Below are 15624 nucleotides of genomic sequence, written 5' to 3'. Positions count from 1 at the left end.
TTAGGCGTGAAGTTAATTCATCTTAATGTCTAAAATGACGCATACCGGTAAAGACCATGGCAATGCCATGTTCATTGGCAGCATCAATCACTTCCTGATCTCGTACAGAACCGCCTGGATGAATCACCGCAGTAATCCCCGCTTCGGCGGCAGCGTCAATACCATCGCGGAAAGGGAAGAAGGCATCAGAAGCCATCACTGAGCCTTGTACCTCTAAGCCTTCATCAGCCGCTTTAATTCCGGCAATTTTCGCACTGTATACCCGACTCATCTGGCCGGCACCGACACCAATGGTCATCTGGTTTTTGGCATAAACAATGGCGTTGGATTTTACATATTTCGCTACTTTCCAAGCAAACATCAGATCTTTCAGTTCTGCTTCAGTCGGCGCGCGTTCGCTGACCACTTTGAGATCGTCTTCAGTCACCATCCCTAAGTCACGATCTTGCACCAGCAAGCCGCCGGTCACTTTTTTATAGTCATAAGCGGGTAATTGTTCATCCCACTGGCCAGAGACCAATAGACGCACATTTTTCTTAGCGCCGACAATGTCAGTGACGCCGTCTTCAACGCTCGGTGCAATAATGACCTCTACAAATTGACGGTCAATAATCGCTTGCGCAGTTTCTGCATCCAAGGGGCGGTTAAAGGCGATAATGCCGCCAAAGGCAGAGGTGGGATCGGTGGTGTAAGCTCGATCATAGGCTTCTAGCAGGCTGTTGCCCAGAGCAACGCCACAAGGGTTGGCGTGCTTAACAATGACGCAGGCGGTCTCATCAAAGGTTTTCACCAATTCCAAGGCTGCATCGGTATCGGCAATATTATTAAAGCTCAATGCTTTACCTTGCAGCTGAGTGGCAGTGGAGATGGAGGCTTCTTTGGGCTCACGCTCAGTATAGAAGGCCGCTTTTTGATGCGGGTTTTCACCATAACGCAACGCCTGTTTTTTCACAAACTGGGTGTTGTAAGTGCGGGGGAAAGTGTCTTCGGGGGTGTCGGCAAACATTTTGCCAAAGTAGTTGGCAATGGCACCATCATAACGCGCAGTTTGCTCAAAAGTTTTAATCGCTAAATCAAAACGCGTAGCGTGGGTAAGCTGACCTTGGTGAGCTTTCAGTTCCTCTAGAATACGATCGTAGTCTTTTGGATCAGTGACCACAGCGACATCTTTATGGTTTTTAGCGGCAGAACGCAACATGGTGGGGCCACCAATATCAATATTCTCAATCGCATCTTCTAAACTGCAGTTGGGGTTGGCCACAGTGGCTTCAAAAGGGTAGAGGTTCACCACCACCATATCAATCGGGTCAATACCATGTTCGGCCATGACCGCATCATCCTGTCCGCGACGCCCTAAAAGTCCCCCATGAATTTTAGGGTGTAGGGTTTTGACACGACCATCCATCATTTCTGGAAAACCGGTATATTCGGCCACTTCAGTGACGGGCAGTCCGGCTTCAGACAGCACTTTATAGGTGCCACCGGTGGAGAGAAGGGCAATGCCCATTTTTGAGAGTTCACTGGCAAAATCAACAATGCCGGTTTTATCTGAAACACTGAGCAGTGCTCGACGAACAGGTTTCATAGGGGAGGTTCTCCTTAAAGTAATTGATAGAGTTTCATTTTTTTGCGTAAGGTGTTGCGGTTAATGCCCAAAATTTGTGCTGCTTGGGTCTGATTATAGTCCGTGCGTTCCAGTACACAGCGAATGAGCGGGGCTTCTACTTGGGTCATCACCATCTGATAAAGATTGCTGGCCTCTTCTTCGCCTAAGGTTTCAAAATAGGTTTCAAGCGTTTGAACCACCTGTTGGCTTAATTGTGAGTTTCGGTTTATAGGCATAATGTTTGTCTTATGAATTCAAGTTGTTGCTGCGGCGTTATCAGTCGATTAAAACTTTGTCGTAGGGTAGATAGGTCGTATTGTGGTAACGACTCCGGCACATCCAAGTGCCCCGCTTGAGAGAGTGTCCACAGCTTTTCGACATACCAACCGAAATGTTTGCGTGCATGACGAACAGCGGTGATTTCACTGCCCGCTTCGGTATAGAGTTGGTGCAAGGCTTGAAAATGTTGCAAAAGGGTTTGGGTAAATTCCCGCCTATCCGGGAACTGAATCGTTTTCCCAGCGGCATGCTGTTGGCACTGTTGAAAAATCCATGGAAACCCTAAACTGCCTCGACCAATCATCACGCCATCACAATCCGTATATTTTAATACAAAATCGGCCTGTTGGGGCGTGGTAATGTCGCCATTGGCAATGACAGGAATGGTTAATGCCTGTTTGACCGCTGCGAGGGTATCATATTCCGCCGGCCCCGAAAATTTCTCTGCACGCGTCCGGCCATGGATGGTGACCGCTTGCAAACCACAGGCTTCAGCGATTTGCGCGATCTGCAGGGCATTTTTATTTTCAGCATCGGTTCCGGTGCGCATTTTTACGGTGACTGGTACCGAGACCGCCTTGACTACGGCTTCAAAAATTTGGGCAACCTTTTGCGGCTCTGCCATCAGCGCCGAGCCGGCTGCGACGCGACACACTTTTTTCGCGGGACAGCCTAAATTGAGATCAATGATTTGCGCACCGCGCGCTGCTTGCCAGGCGGCGGCTTCTGCCAAGACTTCGGGTTCTGTGCCCAGCAGCTGCACCACGCGCGGTTCTGCTTCTGCAATATCGGCCTGACGCGTGCTGGATTTGGCCGATTGCCACAACTGTTTTTGCGATGCCACCATCTCACCTACCGCGAAAGCTGCGCCTTTTTGGCGGCAAATCGTGCGAAAAGCGCGATCGGTAATGCCAGCCATCGGCGCTAAGATAAACGGGTGCGCAAATTGAAATTTTCCAATTTGAAAACCCTGTGGTGAAGGCAGGACTGGGGATTCTGGCATTTTTTGCAACCGTTCTTTGGTGTTAGCGTTGTTTTTGTCCAGCCAGCAATCCCCACTCTTCTTGACTTTCAAATGTGGTCAAAGGGATGCCGAGTGCAGCATAATGTGTTTGCAGTTCGGCGGCCTGAGTGGTGAGTAATCCTGATAGCACCAGTGTACCGCCGGGTTTCAATAAGCGATCAAATTCAGGAGCCAATTCCTTGAGGGGGCCGGCTAAAATATTGGCGATCACCAAATCCACCGGTTCAGATTCAAAATCTTTAACCAAATAAAACGCAATATCCGCCGCATTGCGTTCAGCATTTTGTTTGGAAGCGATCACCGCTTGGGGATCAATATCTACCCCCACCACGCTTTGAGCCCCCAGTTTTGAAGCCGCCAAGGCCAAAATACCGGAACCACAGCCGTAATCAATCACTGTTTTGCCCGCAGGTGGGTGTTGATCCAACCAAGTGAGACAGAGTGCAGTGGTCGGGTGGGTGCCAGTGCCAAAGGCCATGCCTGGATCAAGCATCAGATTGATGGCTTCTGGGTCCGGTGGCTGATGCCAGCTGGGGACAATCCACAGATGATCTCCAAATTGCATCGGTTCAAACTGATCCATCCACGCCCGCACCCAATCTTTGTCTTCCAGTTGCTCGACTTTAAAAGTGTGTGCGGCTAATTCAGGCAACTGCTGCTGTAAAGTTTGAATCACACCCTGCGCATCGGTTTCCGCATCAAACAATCCAATGACTTTGGTATTCGGCCAAATCGGCGTGGTGCCCATAGGGGGCTCAAAAATGGGGACATCTTTGGCGTCTTCAAAAGTCACCGAAGCGGCGCCTAATGCCATTAAGGCTTCCGACAACAGTTCAGCAAGGTTTTCACTGACAACGGTGTTTATTTGTATCCAAGCCATTTTATTAATTCCTAAAGTATCCTAAAGTAAAAACCCGCCAATGGCGGGTTTGCAGCCTGTGTATGTAGACACTTACACTAAATGTTCGAGTCGCTCTTCCAGATAATGGATATTGGCACCGCCTTGCACAAACCCTTGATCATTCATGATCTCTCGTTGCAAGGCAATATTGGTGTCGATGCCTTTAATCACCAGCTCTTTTAAAGCGCCATTCATACGCGCAATGGCTGTATCACGGCTGTCTCCGTAACAGATCAGTTTGCCAATCATTGAGTCATAGGTGGGGGGGACGGTATAGCCCGTATAAATATGCGAATCCCAGCGCACACCAATGCCACCTGGTAGGTGCAACCGCTCAATAGTGCCCGGAGAAGGCATAAAGTTGCGCGCAGGGTTTTCAGCATTAATCCGACACTCAATCGCATGACCTCGAAGCTCAATGTCTTCTTGTTTCAGCTTTAAGGGCTCGCCGCGCGCAATTTCGATTTGAGCGCGCACCAAGTCCACACCCGTTACCTGCTCGGTGACAGGATGCTCCACCTGCAAGCGGGTATTCATCTCAATAAAATAGAATTCCCCGTTTTCATAGAGAAACTCAAAAGTTCCCGCGCCGCGATAGCCAATTTCAATACAGGCTTGTACGCAAGCGGCGCCAATGCGTTGCCGCTGTTCTTCAGTTACGCCAGGTGCAGGCGCTTCTTCCACCACCTTCTGGTGACGGCGCTGCATGGAACAGTCGCGTTCCCCTAAGTGAATCGCATTGCCCTGCCCATCTGACAACACCTGAATCTCAATATGGCGTGGATTTTCTAAAAACTTCTCCATATAGACTTCAGGATTGCCAAAAAAACTGCCCGCTTCTGATTTGGTCAGTTGGATAGATTTTAGTAGGTTTGACTCGGTGTGCACCACGCGCATGCCGCGTCCGCCGCCGCCACCTGAAGCTTTGATAATGACTGGATAACCGATTTCACGCGCAATGCGTAGATTTTCTTCGTCATTATCTCCTAAAGGGCCACCAGAACCTGGAACGGTTGGCACGCCCGCGGCTTTCATCGCTTTAATGGCACAGACCTTATCACCCATCATACGAATGGTTTCAGCTTTTGGGCCAATAAAGATAAAACCGCTCTCTTCAACGCGTTCCGCAAAATCTGCGTTTTCAGATAGAAAGCCATAGCCAGGATGAATGGCTTCCGCATCGGTGACCTCTGCAGCCGCAATAATCGCGGGGATATTTAAATAGCTTTCAGAAGAAGGAGCGGGGCCTATACAGACCGATTCATCTGCCAGCAGCACATGTTTTAAGTCGGCATCGGCTTCAGAGTGTACTGCTACGGTTTTAATGCCCATCTCTTTACAAGCGCGCAAAACGCGCAGGGCAATTTCCCCACGGTTGGCAATGAGAATTTTATCGATCATCATCACCCCCAATTAGTCGGTTTCAATAATGAAAAGGGTTTGTCCGTATTCCACAGGTTCCCCGGCATTGACCAAAATTTTCTTAATGGTTCCGGAGACGTCGGACTCAATGGGATTCATAATTTTCATTGCTTCAATAATACATAAGGTATCGCCGACGTTGACATGATCCCCGACGCTGACAAAAGGCTCTGCATCTGGCGAAGGGGTGATATAGAAGGTGCCGACCATGGGAGATTTAATCTCATGACCTGAAACTGTTTCTGTAGAGGCTGCAGGCGTCGATTCTGTGGCAGATGCCTGAGCTGGCGCCGCAGTCGGCGCTGGCGCAGCGTTGGCCTGTACCACTTGCTGAGCAGGGGCTTGCATAATTACCGGCTCTTTTGAGCGCGTAATGCGAATGTTATGTTCACCTTCTTTAATCTCAATTTCGGCAATGTCTGACTGTTCAACAATTTCAATCAGTTTGCGGATGGAGCGAATATCCATAGTCTGTTCCTTCTATGATGGGTTACAGTTTTTCTAATTTTTCAATAGCGGCAAAGAGCGCCAGTTGATAACCAACAGGTCCTAAGCCAGCAATGACACCTTCGGCAATATCTGAAAAATAGGAGTGCCGACGGAAGGGTTCTCGTTTGTGAATATTGGAAAGATGTACTTCGATAAAGGGGATCTCAACTGCGGCTAAAGCATCACGAATCGCCACACTGGTGTGGGTAAAGGCGGCTGGGTTGATAATAATAAAATCGGTGCCATCCTCTATCGTTTGATGAATGCGGTTGACGATTTCATGTTCAGCATTACTTTGAAAATGCTTTAAGGTGTAACGGGACTCATCGGCATAAATTTCCAAAGCTTCAATGATGTCCGCCAAGGTTTGACGACCATAGTGTTTGGGCTCTCGTTTTCCCAGCAAATTCAGGTTGGGGCCATTAATTACAAGAATGGTTGCCATCGGTCTTATCACAGGTTTAAGAATAAAGGTTTATTATACCTGAGAAAATAGAAAAGTAAGGAAAGAAATAGCATGAATTGATGTGAAATTTCACGAACATGCATGAAATTTCACAATCCGTTTAAGTTTAGACTTAGTTTGAGTGGAAAGCCTGATTCACCACTTGCAGAAAGGCATCCGGGGATTTAAAGCCCACCACTCTTAATGATTTGATTTCTTGGCCATCTGGCGTGAAAAAGAGGATGGCAGGTGGGCCAATGATACCAAACTTTTTCATTAGCGCCTTCGCATCGGCATCATTGGCGGTGACGTCCGCTTGTAACAGGGTCACCTCAGAGAGAGCTTGCACAACCCGAGGGTCGCGAAAAGTTTGGTGTTCCATCTCTTTACAAGAGACGCACCAATCTGCATAGAAATCCAGCATCACCGGTTTACCTTGACCGAGATAAGCGCTAAGTGCGTCCACGTTTTTAATCGGTTTGAATTTGAGCCCTTGTTGAGAGGTTTGTCCTCCTGAAGCGTGTCCCATGCTCATCCCTGTAAGGGGCTGCAGCAAACTAGGTTTGCCGAGGGCCAAACTGGCTAAAGTGAAGATCCCCCAAATAAAGAGGGCAAGACCTAAACCCTTAAACAGTTTTTGCCAGCCGGATGTGGGCTGTGCAAAAGCGCCCATATAGACTGCAGAGACAATAAACAGCAGTGACCAAGCTAAAATCGTGAGCCATTCAGGTAAGATGCGGTCTGCCATCCAAATCGCCACGCCGAGCATCAATACCCCGAATACCGCTTTAATGGCATCCATCCAACTGCCCGCACGAGGCAGGAGTTTCCCAGCAGAGGTGCCGAGCAGAAGCAATGGTAAGCCCATCCCCAAGCTCATGGCAAACAGGGCAGCGCCACCTAATACCGCATCACCGGTTTGGCCAATATAGATTAAAGCGCCGGCGAGCGGAGGGGCGACACAAGGCCCAACGATTAAGGCAGAAAGGAAGCCCATCACCGCAACACCGGTGAGGGTGCCCCCTTTTTGTTCATTGGCAATGTTGTTAATTTTACTTTGGAATCGGCTGGGGAGCTGAAGTTCATAAAAGCCAAACATGGATAAGGCGAGTAAGACAAAAATCAGACTAAAGGCGCCCAATACCCACGGATTTTGGAAAGCCGCTTGAAGATTTTCGCCAAACAGCCCAGCTAAAATCCCGGCGACGGTATAAGTAATGGACATTGCCAGCACATACACTAAAGAGAGGATAAAGGCGCGCCGGGTGGTGATATGCTCCCCTTGCCCTACAATAATGCTCGACAAAATCGGAATCATAGGGAAGACACAAGGGGTAAAGGCCAGCAGCAGGCCGAATAGGAAGAAACTCCCCAGAATTAACCACAAAGAACCGTGTTTTAGCGTATCCGCAATCTGATCCGTTTCAGAAAGCGGGGCAGGTTGAGCCGTGGAAGTGTTATTCGAGCGCTCTGCGTTAGTTTGTGAGGGGGCTTTAGCCGCTAATTGGAAGTCGGCCGGATTTAAAGTAATCACTTGATGCTCGGGTGGATAACAGACACCGGAAACGTCAGAGCAGCCTTGGTAAGTGATTTCAATTTTACTTGGCGTGTTTAAGGTTAGGATGGGGAGTTCGGCTTGAAAAGGCTTTTTATAAACGGGGGTTTTGCCAAATAGGGGGTCGTCACTGATTTCAGCAGGCGGCAGATTGAGTTCACCCAGTTTAACCGAACCGCTTAAGGGTTTGACTTTAATTTTATTCTGATAAAGATGGTAACCAGGGGCGACTTGCCAGCTTAAAATAAGCTTGTTTTTTTCCGGCAGCGCTTTAAAGGCAAAGGCTTCGTCAGCCGGCAGCAGTTCATTGCCGCTGTCAGCCACAAGATATTGATTCAGCTGAGAGAGGTTTTGATTTTGTGTCGGCGCTTGCGGCATTTGCAGCTGAAAGGTTTTTTGTTGGGGAGGATAGCAAACGCCTTGGGGCCCATTACACCCCTGATAACTTACAGTGATCGAAAAGGTGTTAGGGGCGGAGAGGATGGGGACTTGCATGCTGGCTTCATGCTCGAAAATGGTGGTACGACCGAAAATGGGGTCATCCACGGTTTTCCCTTGACCAAAAGTGGCTTTTCCTAGCTTCGCCTCTTTAGAGGAAATCTGCATGCGTTCTTGATAGAGGTGATAGTCCGGCGCGATTTTCCAATGAAGTTGAATTTGATTATGCTCGATCGTTGGTGGCTCAAGCTGAAACGCCTGATCGACTTTAAGTAATGCTGAGTGGGCGGGCAGTGAGATGACCCATAGCAAGAGGATGATCCAACCAAAGGTGAGGTGATAAGTGTTCTGACCCGTTTTCATAATGCCCCCGTAGACTTATTCATATGTTTTGTTATTATATGTAAAAGACCCTAGAGAGAGAAAAATGTTTCGTATTCTATTTTTATTATTGTTATTGGTCCCTGCGATCGAGCTCTATTTTTTAATTAAAGTAGGTGGTATGATCGGCGCGCTTCCCACTATCTTATTGACCATTTTTACTGCGGTCGTGGGGGCAACTTTAATGCGATCTCAAGGGTTGATGACTCTGCAGCGGGCACAGCAAGCGATGATGATGGGGCAATTGCCACAAACAGCAGTGATTGAAGGGGGGCTTATTTTTCTCGGCGGTCTACTTTTATTGATTCCGGGGTTGATCACCGATTTTATCGGGTTTTTACTGTTAATCCCACCCCTTCGCCAAGCGATCGCTGCACGCGTATTAAATAATGGTTTGAATAATGGTAGACAGCCCCAAACGTATGATGGCACGTTTGAATCGAATTCAACACAATCGTCACAACCGCCGGGAAAAATTGAAATCATTGAGGCCGAGTGGACTGAGATTAAATCTGATAAAAAAGAGCCGTAAAAAAAGGGGCGCACCCCTTAATCGACCTTAATCAGTGTGAGCTATTGGATTAGCGTTGACTTTGAGGTTTTACATCCTCAGCCAAGCCTCGAGTCTGAACGCCTAATAGGGTGTAAAGTGGACACCAGCCTATCAAACCTGTAAACAGAGGGATTAGACCGATATATGCCCATGAGCCTAAGATGCCCGCATAGGCGAGATAAGTTAAAACTGCTCCGATAATGACTCGAATGATTCTATCCAGATTGCCAATATTCATCAATTTTCTCCAAATTAAACGTTAAAATTCTTGGTAAACGTGCCTATCTAATAATATATAGAAACCCTGTCAAATAAGTCAAATCCATAAGGAGTTTTTAATAACCATGCGTAAATTGCCGGGTGAACACTATTCAGAGCAAATTAATGCGCGATTTTGGCTACTTGGTAAACCAGGTGAAGCGCAAACCTATGTCGGGATTGGCCGGATTGAGCTTTTAGAAAAGATTGGGCAATATGGTTCAATGAATCGGGCGGCAAAAGAGATGGGGATGTCCTATAAAAAAGCCTGGAAGTTAATTGAAGAGCTGAATACCTTTAGCGACCAGCCGCTTGTGATTAAGACGCATGGCGGGGTTTCAGGGGGCGGCACCCAACTGACTCAACAGGGGCAAAAAGTCATTGCGCAATTTAGAGCCTTTGAGAAAAGGTTTCAAACTTTTTTGCAGCAAGAGAGTCAACAGATGCAAAGTATTTTAAATGCGTCAGAGTCTCCTTCTGATGATGCGTAAAAAATCATGAAGCGCTTTTACTTGCACCTGGGATGTGGTTTCTCTATAATACGCGTTTTTAATCCTTCCCCTTATTGCCCGTTAAACAGTAAGTGATGATTTGAAGGCGCATTAGCCTCAAACATTGGAAGTTGATTATTATAGATAGGATAGAATTATGAGCACATTTGTTGCAAAGCCAGCTGAAGTTAAGCGTGATTGGTATATCATTGATGCTGAAGGCAAAACTTTAGGTCGCATGGCCTCTGAGATTGCCGCTCGCTTACGCGGAAAGCATAAGCCAGAATACACCCCTCATGTGGATTGCGGGGACTATATTGTCGTCATTAATGCCGACAAAATTAAAGTGACTGGGAACAAGATGAGAAACAAAAAGTATCATCATGTGACTGGTTATGTCGGTAATTTAAAAACGACAGACTTGCAAACCTTATTGCGTGAAAAGCCCACGCGTCCTGTTGAGTTTGCTGTAAAAGGTATGTTGCCTCGAGGTCCTTTAGGCCGTGCAATGTTTAAAAAACTAAAAGTGTATGCTGGTGCTGAGCACCCACATGCAGCACAACAACCTAAAGCACTAGAGATTTAAGAGGAATTAGAAAATGGCAACAGAACAGTATTATGGAACAGGTCGTCGTAAAAGCTCAGTGGCTCGCGTCTTTTTGAAAGCGGGTACGGGTAAAATGACGGTGAATGGTCGTGACATTAAAGAGTTTTTTGCGCGTGAAACGGATTTAATGGTGATTAACCAACCCTTAGAAGCGACTGAAAGTGTCGGTAAATTTGATGCTTACATCACCGTGTCTGGGGGTGGAACCACAGGTCAAGCTGGCGCGGTGCGTCACGGTTTGGCGCGTGCCTTGGTCGCTTATGATGAAGGGAATCGCCCAGCGCTTCGTCAACGCGGTCTACTGACGCGTGATGCACGTGAAGTCGAGCGTAAAAAGGTCGGTCTGCGCAAAGCGCGTCGTCGTCCACAGTTCTCCAAGCGTTAATCGTTATTTTTCGCAAGTTTCAAAAAAACCCGCTTCGGCGGGTTTTTTGTTTTTATCGCGTTTTAAGATTTTTAATTTAATGGGCGCCAACCACGACTCCGACTTTATTGCCAAATTTTTGCACCGCCGAGGAAGCGGCCTTAATGGCGCGGTCTCTGGGGAGATCCAGCACTTCTAAAGCGCGGTCACGAAACTGTTTAGATTCTTGGGTAATATACTGCTCACCGGTGGTGGCACTGACCACATAGTTGGCTAAAATAACCAAAGAGACTAAATTTTTAACCTTTGCATGGCCAGCTGTTTCGTTTGCAAAGTCAATATCATGGTGCAGTAAAATAGCCTTATAGATATCACTCTCTAGATGCCAGCGTTTGGCGACAATGATGCCGACAAAGGTGTGGGCGGTTTCAAAATGTTCCAGCTCTTTTTGATAGGCCGTAAGCGGTGCGGCCAGTTGTTGGTTAAACAGGTGTGCATAATATTCAGGCTCTAAACGCGACAGATAAACGGCACCGATATTTTGCATTAGCCCAGCCATATAGGCTTCACTGCGACTGACATTCTGTACCCAATAACTCAGTTCTGCAGCCGCAATCCCCGCTTTGGCGCCATGATTAAGAATCATTCTCTCTACATCTGATTCGCTGATAATATTGGTGAGCACACTGGACAAAAAAAGGTTATAAAGGTCTTCTAATCCCAATATATTCACCGCTGCGCGCGCATCCTTAATCTCTTGTTTTTCATCGGTTAGATTGGTTTTGACCAAGTCTAAAAAATTTGCCAGCAGTTCTGGATGATGGCTAATTAAATTGGCAATCGTGACCGTGTTGGGATATTTTTTATTGATTTCCTCTTTTAAGCGAATCACCTCTTCAGGAATGATGGGTAGATTTACTTTTTGCAGAATTTGATTCGCATTTTGAATAGATTGCTGCATGGGTCACTCTTTTTAAATGGCCGGGTTTAAGAAGGACAGAATGTTTGTTGCATTGCATTCATTAAATTGAGTAGATCGGGATTTTTTATTTTACATAAAATTCGACTGCCTTCTCGGCGCGAAGAGATAATGCCTTTCTCTCTTAAAATGTCAAGATGTTGAGAGACATTACTTTGGGAGGTGCCAACTTGCTCAACAATATCCATTACCGGAAGTTCTCGATCGCCAATAACGCAGAGAATTTTGAGTCTTAAAGGGTGGCCCATCGCTTTTAACGCTTTAGAAGCGCGCTCAATATTCTCTTCTCGCATGGAAAAAAATTCGCTCTCTGGCATAAGTGATTCCTATTTCCTTAAAAAATATAAGATTTGCAATTTTAAACAAAAGCGTGTCCGCTGTCACTTAAAGATAATTTATAATGTCAAAATTAGAGCTTTATCAGTTTGGAGAATATAGATGAAAACCAATGGCATGAAAAAAGGATTGTGGTTATTGACGGGTGCCGTTTTAGGTGGTGCCTTAGCGGTGGGGACAACAGTTTTTGCGGATAGAGATGCGCCCTCTACAGCACAATCAGAATCTCACCAAGTGACTTTACCGCTGGAACAATTGCGTTCATTTGCCCAAGTGTTTGAATTAATTAAACGTGACTATGTTGAGCCTGTTTCTGACGACAAAATCTTAGAGGGTGCCATTAGTGGCATGTTGTCTCATCTAGATCCACATTCTGCCTATTTGCCTCCTAAGAGCTTTAAAGAGATGGAAGAGCACACCATGGGAGAATTTGGTGGTTTAGGGATGGAAGTCGGCATGGAAGATGGTTTTGTCAAAGTCATCGCACCGATAGATGATACACCGGCACAGCGGGCAGGTGTGCAGGCAGGCGATTTAATTATTAAAATCGACGATAAACCTGTTAAAGGGATGACACTGACTGATGCGGTCAAGCTGATGCGCGGCAAGCCAGGCACTCAAGTCACGCTGACCATTGTACGCAAAGGTGAAGATAAGCCGCTGGTACTCACGCTGACGCGCGCCGTGATTAAGGTGAAAAGTGTTAAGCAGCATTTGTTACCAGATGGTATAGGCTATGTTCGCATCAGCCAGTTCCAAATCCGCACGGGTAAAGACCTCGTCAACGCCATTGAGAAACTAAAAGCAGAGAATGGTGGCAAGCTTAAGGGACTGATTTTAGATTTAAGAAATAACCCCGGTGGTGTGCTACAGGCTGCGGTACAAGTCTCTGATGCTTTCTTAGATAAGGGGTTGATTGTTTATACGAAAGGACGCATCAAAAAATCGAAAATGCGTTTTGAAGCACAACCGGGGGATGTTTTAGAAGGTAAACCCATTGTTGTATTGATTAATGAAGGTTCTGCATCCGCTTCAGAGATCGTCTCTGGCGCCTTGCAAGATCAGCATCGTGCTTTAATCGCCGGTCGTACCAGTTTTGGTAAAGGGTCTGTGCAAACGCTGATGCCACTGAACAATGGGGGGGCGATAAAACTCACCACAGCGCGTTATTACACGCCTTCAGGACGCTCCATTCAAAATGAAGGGATTGTGCCAGATATTCAAATTGAGCGTGTGAAACTGGAAAAGTTGAAAAAGCCGATTTTTGATGTCAAAGAGAAAGACTTGAGTGGTCATCTTGCGCATAAAGATGATAAGAAAGTCAAGCCGCAAACTGCGAAGCAGAAAGCGGACCAAAAAGCCAAACAGATGTTAAGTAAAGATTTTGAATTGCATGAAGCTTATAGCTTGGTTAAAGGTATGGCATTTGTGCAACAAAAAGCTAAATATTACCAGTAGGAGGACATTATGAAGACGGCATTAGTGCCCTTAGCGCAAGGGTGTGAAGAGTTGGAAGCAGTGACTATTATGGATGTTTTAACGCGCGGCGGTGTTAAGGTGGTGCGTGCTTCACTGGGAGACGAATTACAGATTCAAGCCAGCCGAGGCACCCAATTGTTGGCGGAGACCTCTTTGCAAGCGGTGGAAGAAGAAAATTTTGATCTTATCGCCCTCCCCGGCGGGCTGCCAGGTGCGGATTATCTCAATCAAGACCTGAGATTGCGTAAAATGCTGCAAAAGCAAGCGCAAGCAGGACGCCTGGTCGCCGCCATCTGTGCCGCGCCAATGGTGTTGGTTTCTGCGGGTTTGCTCGACGGCAAGCGCGCCACTTCATATCCAGGGGTGATCGACCAGCACCCTGCGCCCGGCATGCAATACCTAAATCAACCTGTGGTGCAGGATGGAAATATCATCACCTCCCAAGGTCCAGCAACCGCCATGGCGTTCGCCTTAACCTTGGTAGAAGCGCTGCAAGGTAAAGCGATGCGAGAGGAAGTGGCTCAAGGGTTGTTGTTTGCCTAAATGTTGCAAAAAAACAACAGGTGAAAAAAATGTGGTAAAACAGCAAAAAAAAGTTGCAACCCATTTAAAATTTGAATATAGTCATCAACATGTTCACAGAGGTGGACGGATTTTAAACATTTCGTTTAAATAACTAAAAGGAAGAAACCAATGAAAAAGAATATTATTGCATTAGCAATCGCTTCATCAGTTGTTGCTGCACCATCTGCAATGGCTGCGCCAACTGTTTATGGTAGTGTACATATGGCTGTTGAAAGCATCAGTGTTAAAGATGTAAACGGTGATAAAGATAAGCAAGATTCAGGTATTCAGGTGAATAACCATGACTCTCGCTTTGGTTTGAAAGGGGATTCAGATCTAGGTAATGGTCTAAAAGCGATCTATAAATTAGAATTTGGTGTTCAAATCGATAATGCTTCTAAAACAAAAACCTATACAGATAGCAATGGCGATACTGTGGAAGTAAAAAGTCTTGAGAAACAGGTAATTACAAACCGTAATCAGTATGTTGGTTTGGCCGGCGGCTTTGGTGCTGTGCTTTTAGGTCGTCATGACACACCTTTTAAAATGGCGCAAGCTAAGGATTTCTTTGGTGATACTGCCGGGGACATTAAATATTTAGCAGGTGGTTTAGGCGCCTTCGGGAAAGGTGGTGAAAATCGTGTGTCTAACGTTTTAGCTTATGTCTCTCCTTCTTTTAATGGCGTAAAAGTGGTTGCAGCATTTGTACCTAAAGAAACAGGTGGAGATACAACCAAAGAATCTTCTTTGACAGATTTAATGTCTGCTGCAGTCATGTATGGTTCTAAGAAAAAAGGCCTTTATTTAGCCGCTGCAATGGACAGTGCTTCTAAAGAAGTTCTTGGTGGTACAGATTCAGCTTCTCATCTGCGTTTAGTGGCTCAATATACTGTTTCAGGTTTGACTGCGAACGTTATGTATCAAGACTTCTCTGGAAAAGCACTTGATAATACAAACCAAAAAGGGACAACTCTTTCTGCTGGTGTAGGCTACAAAATCGGTAAATTTATGCCTAAGGCACAAATCATGTCAGTTGATCGTGATAAAAATGCTAGTGGCGATAAGTATAATGACTCCACTAACTATGGCTTAGGTCTAGACTATGCGCTAGGTAAAAAGACTACAGCATATGTAAACTATGTTGCTGTTGAAAATACCGCAGGTGTTACAACAACTGATAAGTCTGAAAAAACTACCTTTGCAATTGGTGTAAACCACAAGTTCTAATTTGATTGCTTGCATTCGCAAGTCGTTAAGTTAAACGAAAGCCCCGCATTTGCGGGGTTTTTTGTTTTTAAAACTAACAAAATTTAAAATAAAAATAGACACCTGTCTTTGATTTGAGGGTAAACGAGGTATGTAAGGCACGGCTATGGCGAAACGGATTTTCACTTAAAAATTTAGAATATTTTTTCATAAATTTTATATTTAATGTTACATTTTTAATCAATTA

18 protein-coding genes are annotated in these 15624 nt (G+C 46.0%); 7 read left to right on the top strand and 11 right to left on the bottom strand.

Annotation, left to right across the window (positions count from 1 at the left end; translation table 11 throughout):
- Positions 1 to 22 precede the first annotated feature (22 nt).
- The 8 genes from purH to ACYQ05_RS05470 all read right to left on the bottom strand — a co-directional run bounded on the left by purH (position 23) and on the right by ACYQ05_RS05470 (position 8522).
- A complete protein-coding gene (purH, locus tag ACYQ05_RS05505) occupies positions 23 to 1585 on the bottom strand; it encodes a bifunctional phosphoribosylaminoimidazolecarboxamide formyltransferase/IMP cyclohydrolase (protein ID WP_459819118.1) in 1563 nt (520 codons plus the stop codon).
- Between the two features lie 14 nt (positions 1586 to 1599).
- Positions 1600 to 1842 (bottom strand): helix-turn-helix domain-containing protein, encoded by a 243-nt coding sequence (locus ACYQ05_RS05500; RefSeq protein WP_459819116.1) that lies wholly within the window; start codon positions 1840 to 1842, stop codon positions 1600 to 1602.
- Positions 1833 to 2888: a tRNA dihydrouridine synthase DusB gene (gene dusB, locus ACYQ05_RS05495; RefSeq protein WP_459819114.1), complete on the bottom strand. Its 1056-nt coding sequence runs from the start codon at positions 2886 to 2888 to the stop codon at positions 1833 to 1835. The genes ACYQ05_RS05500 and dusB overlap by 10 nt, the downstream gene beginning before the upstream one ends.
- A gap of 22 nt (positions 2889 to 2910) precedes the next feature.
- Entirely contained in the window at positions 2911 to 3789 is an 879-nt protein-coding gene (gene prmA, locus ACYQ05_RS05490) for a 50S ribosomal protein L11 methyltransferase (RefSeq protein WP_459819112.1), read from the bottom strand.
- Between the two features lie 72 nt (positions 3790 to 3861).
- Entirely contained in the window at positions 3862 to 5211 is a 1350-nt protein-coding gene (gene accC, locus ACYQ05_RS05485; RefSeq protein ID WP_459819110.1) for an acetyl-CoA carboxylase biotin carboxylase subunit, read from the bottom strand.
- 12 nt (positions 5212 to 5223) lie between these two features.
- Positions 5224 to 5700, bottom strand: coding sequence for an acetyl-CoA carboxylase biotin carboxyl carrier protein (accB, locus tag ACYQ05_RS05480; RefSeq protein WP_459819108.1), 477 nt, complete (start codon positions 5698 to 5700; stop codon positions 5224 to 5226).
- A gap of 22 nt (positions 5701 to 5722) precedes the next feature.
- Positions 5723 to 6166 (bottom strand): type II 3-dehydroquinate dehydratase, encoded by a 444-nt coding sequence (gene aroQ, locus ACYQ05_RS05475; protein ID WP_459819106.1) that lies wholly within the window; start codon positions 6164 to 6166, stop codon positions 5723 to 5725.
- A gap of 133 nt (positions 6167 to 6299) precedes the next feature.
- On the bottom strand, positions 6300 to 8522 hold the full coding sequence (locus ACYQ05_RS05470) for a protein-disulfide reductase DsbD (protein ID WP_459819104.1): 2223 nt from the start codon (positions 8520 to 8522) through the stop codon (positions 6300 to 6302).
- Positions 8523 to 8586: 64 nt separating this feature from the next.
- Between ACYQ05_RS05470 and ACYQ05_RS05465 the strand changes: the two genes are divergently transcribed.
- The gene (locus ACYQ05_RS05465) at positions 8587 to 9072 is read left to right on the top strand and encodes an FxsA family protein (RefSeq protein ID WP_459819103.1); all 486 of its coding nucleotides are present in this window, start codon (positions 8587 to 8589) and stop codon (positions 9070 to 9072) included.
- Between the two features lie 49 nt (positions 9073 to 9121).
- On the opposite strand, the gene ACYQ05_RS05460 is transcribed toward ACYQ05_RS05465, so the two are convergent.
- Entirely contained in the window at positions 9122 to 9331 is a 210-nt protein-coding gene (locus ACYQ05_RS05460) for a YgaP family membrane protein (RefSeq protein ID WP_459819101.1), read from the bottom strand.
- 106 nt (positions 9332 to 9437) lie between these two features.
- Here ACYQ05_RS05460 and ACYQ05_RS05455 point away from each other — a divergent pair, with 106 nt between their 5' ends.
- The 3 genes from ACYQ05_RS05455 to rpsI all read left to right on the top strand — a co-directional run bounded on the left by ACYQ05_RS05455 (position 9438) and on the right by rpsI (position 10834).
- Positions 9438 to 9842, top strand: a complete 405-nt coding sequence (locus ACYQ05_RS05455; protein ID WP_459819099.1) for a winged helix-turn-helix domain-containing protein — start codon at positions 9438 to 9440, stop codon at positions 9840 to 9842.
- A gap of 157 nt (positions 9843 to 9999) precedes the next feature.
- Positions 10000 to 10428: a 50S ribosomal protein L13 gene (gene rplM, locus ACYQ05_RS05450; protein WP_459819097.1), complete on the top strand. Its 429-nt coding sequence runs from the start codon at positions 10000 to 10002 to the stop codon at positions 10426 to 10428.
- 13 nt (positions 10429 to 10441) lie between these two features.
- Complete coding sequence (gene rpsI, locus ACYQ05_RS05445) at positions 10442 to 10834, top strand: 30S ribosomal protein S9 (RefSeq protein ID WP_459819095.1); 393 nt, start codon at positions 10442 to 10444, stop codon at positions 10832 to 10834.
- A gap of 76 nt (positions 10835 to 10910) precedes the next feature.
- Here rpsI and ACYQ05_RS05440 read toward each other — a convergent pair whose 3' ends face one another.
- Positions 10911 to 11774 carry an HDOD domain-containing protein gene (locus ACYQ05_RS05440; protein WP_459819093.1) on the bottom strand — a complete coding sequence of 288 codons (864 nt, stop codon included), beginning with the start codon at positions 11772 to 11774 and terminating at the stop codon, positions 10911 to 10913.
- Positions 11775 to 11800: 26 nt separating this feature from the next.
- On the bottom strand, positions 11801 to 12109 hold the full coding sequence (locus tag ACYQ05_RS05435) for an ArsR/SmtB family transcription factor (RefSeq protein WP_459819091.1): 309 nt from the start codon (positions 12107 to 12109) through the stop codon (positions 11801 to 11803).
- A gap of 121 nt (positions 12110 to 12230) precedes the next feature.
- Here ACYQ05_RS05435 and ACYQ05_RS05430 point away from each other — a divergent pair, with 121 nt between their 5' ends.
- The 3 genes from ACYQ05_RS05430 (at position 12231) to ACYQ05_RS05420 (ending at position 15398) form a co-directional block, all read left to right on the top strand.
- Positions 12231 to 13586 (top strand): S41 family peptidase, encoded by a 1356-nt coding sequence (locus ACYQ05_RS05430; protein WP_459819089.1) that lies wholly within the window; start codon positions 12231 to 12233, stop codon positions 13584 to 13586.
- Between the two features lie 9 nt (positions 13587 to 13595).
- Complete coding sequence (locus ACYQ05_RS05425) at positions 13596 to 14150, top strand: DJ-1 family glyoxalase III (RefSeq protein WP_459819087.1); 555 nt, start codon at positions 13596 to 13598, stop codon at positions 14148 to 14150.
- Between the two features lie 150 nt (positions 14151 to 14300).
- On the top strand, positions 14301 to 15398 hold the full coding sequence (locus tag ACYQ05_RS05420; RefSeq protein ID WP_459819085.1) for a porin: 1098 nt from the start codon (positions 14301 to 14303) through the stop codon (positions 15396 to 15398).
- Positions 15399 to 15624 lie beyond the last annotated feature (226 nt).

This window comes from Galenea microaerophila, from assembly GCF_054657255.1.
The sequence above is the reverse complement of the archived record's forward strand: the minus strand, read 5'-3'. Positions and strand labels throughout refer to the sequence as shown.

Bases quoted from the DNA above. Each gene is read 5' to 3' on its own strand.
- ACYQ05_RS05465 (WP_459819103.1), top strand. From the start codon at position 8,587: ATGTTTCGTATTCTATTTTTATTATTGTTATTGGTCCCTGCGATCGAG.
- prmA (WP_459819112.1), bottom strand. From the start codon at position 3,789: ATGGCTTGGATACAAATAAACACCGTTGTCAGTGAAAACCTTGCTGAA.
- rplM (WP_459819097.1), top strand. From the start codon at position 10,000: ATGAGCACATTTGTTGCAAAGCCAGCTGAAGTTAAGCGTGATTGGTAT.
- ACYQ05_RS05425 (WP_459819087.1), top strand. From the start codon at position 13,596: ATGAAGACGGCATTAGTGCCCTTAGCGCAAGGGTGTGAAGAGTTGGAA.
- ACYQ05_RS05420 (WP_459819085.1), top strand. From the start codon at position 14,301: ATGAAAAAGAATATTATTGCATTAGCAATCGCTTCATCAGTTGTTGCT.
- dusB (WP_459819114.1), bottom strand. From the start codon at position 2,888: ATGCCAGAATCCCCAGTCCTGCCTTCACCACAGGGTTTTCAAATTGGA.
- ACYQ05_RS05500 (WP_459819116.1), bottom strand. From the start codon at position 1,842: ATGCCTATAAACCGAAACTCACAATTAAGCCAACAGGTGGTTCAAACG.
- ACYQ05_RS05435 (WP_459819091.1), bottom strand. From the start codon at position 12,109: ATGCCAGAGAGCGAATTTTTTTCCATGCGAGAAGAGAATATTGAGCGC.
- ACYQ05_RS05460 (WP_459819101.1), bottom strand. From the start codon at position 9,331: ATGAATATTGGCAATCTGGATAGAATCATTCGAGTCATTATCGGAGCA.
- accC (WP_459819110.1), bottom strand. From the start codon at position 5,211: ATGATCGATAAAATTCTCATTGCCAACCGTGGGGAAATTGCCCTGCGC.
- ACYQ05_RS05470 (WP_459819104.1), bottom strand. From the start codon at position 8,522: ATGAAAACGGGTCAGAACACTTATCACCTCACCTTTGGTTGGATCATC.
- ACYQ05_RS05455 (WP_459819099.1), top strand. From the start codon at position 9,438: ATGCGTAAATTGCCGGGTGAACACTATTCAGAGCAAATTAATGCGCGA.
- rpsI (WP_459819095.1), top strand. From the start codon at position 10,442: ATGGCAACAGAACAGTATTATGGAACAGGTCGTCGTAAAAGCTCAGTG.
- aroQ (WP_459819106.1), bottom strand. From the start codon at position 6,166: ATGGCAACCATTCTTGTAATTAATGGCCCCAACCTGAATTTGCTGGGA.
- ACYQ05_RS05430 (WP_459819089.1), top strand. From the start codon at position 12,231: ATGAAAACCAATGGCATGAAAAAAGGATTGTGGTTATTGACGGGTGCC.
- purH (WP_459819118.1), bottom strand. From the start codon at position 1,585: ATGAAACCTGTTCGTCGAGCACTGCTCAGTGTTTCAGATAAAACCGGC.
- ACYQ05_RS05440 (WP_459819093.1), bottom strand. From the start codon at position 11,774: ATGCAGCAATCTATTCAAAATGCGAATCAAATTCTGCAAAAAGTAAAT.
- accB (WP_459819108.1), bottom strand. From the start codon at position 5,700: ATGGATATTCGCTCCATCCGCAAACTGATTGAAATTGTTGAACAGTCA.